The organism is Dolichospermum sp. UHCC 0406, assembly GCF_009712025.1.
In the GTDB taxonomy this organism is placed as follows: Bacteria; Cyanobacteriota; Cyanobacteriia; order Cyanobacteriales; family Nostocaceae; genus Dolichospermum; species Dolichospermum lemmermannii.
Genome location: NZ_VILA01000046.1, coordinates 1 through 1084, shown reverse-complemented (window position 1 = coordinate 1084; position 1084 = coordinate 1). Strand labels below are relative to the sequence as shown.

1 protein-coding gene is annotated in these 1084 nt (G+C 38.8%); it reads left to right on the top strand.

What is annotated here, in order from left to right; genetic code table 11:
- A partial coding sequence (locus FJR09_RS24255) for an RNA-guided endonuclease TnpB family protein (RefSeq protein ID WP_168654222.1) occupies window positions 1–1084 on the top strand: 1084 nt, incomplete at both ends.

Genomic DNA, 1084 nt, shown 5'->3' with positions numbered 1-1084 from the left:
TATAAAAAGTTTGGTAAAACTGTTTCTTACTTTGAACAACAGAACTGTTTACCGGATTTCAAAGAAGTCTGGATAGAATATAAAGTAATTAATTCCCAAGCATTACAAGCCACATTAAAACGGGTTGATTTTGCTTTTGGAAGGTTTTTCAAGGGACTAGGAAAGTATCCTATATTCAAGTCAATTCGCCATTATTCCGGTTGGACTTACCCATCTTTTACGGGTTGGAAAGTACATAGCACAGGGGATAACGGCTATTTAGAATTATCAAAGATTGGTCAAATTAAAATGCGGGGTAAAGCTAGACTTTGGGATCATCCTAAAGCTTTGGATATCGTTAACCGCAATGGTCAATGGTATGCTTCCATCGTCTTAGAAATTGATGATACTTTGTTAAAGAATAGCCGCAAAACTGATAATGGTGTTATGGCCATTGATTTAGGTTGTAATGATGCAATTGCTTGGACAAATGGTGAAGAAAATGGTTTAGTAGCTGCACCTCGGTTTTTCCGAAAAGCAGAACAAAAAAATCAAGAGTTGGGTAAATCAAAACGTCGAAAGCGTTCTCCCAATTTCAACAGTTCGGCTTCGCTCACTGTTGACCCTGAGCGAAGCCCAAGGGTCAAAAAGAAAGTTAAGGCTTCTAGAAGGTGGAAGAAAGTTCAGAAGTTAGTTAGTAAACTTTCGAGAAAAGTTGCTAACCAAAGACAGAACTTTGTTCACCAAGAAACTACACGAATAATCAGCGGTAATAGCACGGTAGTTACTGAAAAATTAGAAGTCAAAAAAATGAGTGCCAAAGCTAAGAAAGGCGATGCCCTGAGCTTGTCGAAGGGTAAACGTAAAAAACAAAAGGCAGGACTAAATAAATCAATTCTTGATGTGGGAATGGGGATGATAAGGGACGCTCTAAAAGCGAAATTATCAGACATTGGTGGCTTATTTGTAGAAGTTCCTACAAAGAAGGTAAAACCATCTCAAACCTGTCCAAAATGCGGAAATCAAGAAAAGAAGAGTTTAGCCGCAAGAACTCATGTTTGCCATAACTGCGGATATACCCAACAGCGCGATATCGCCACCGCAG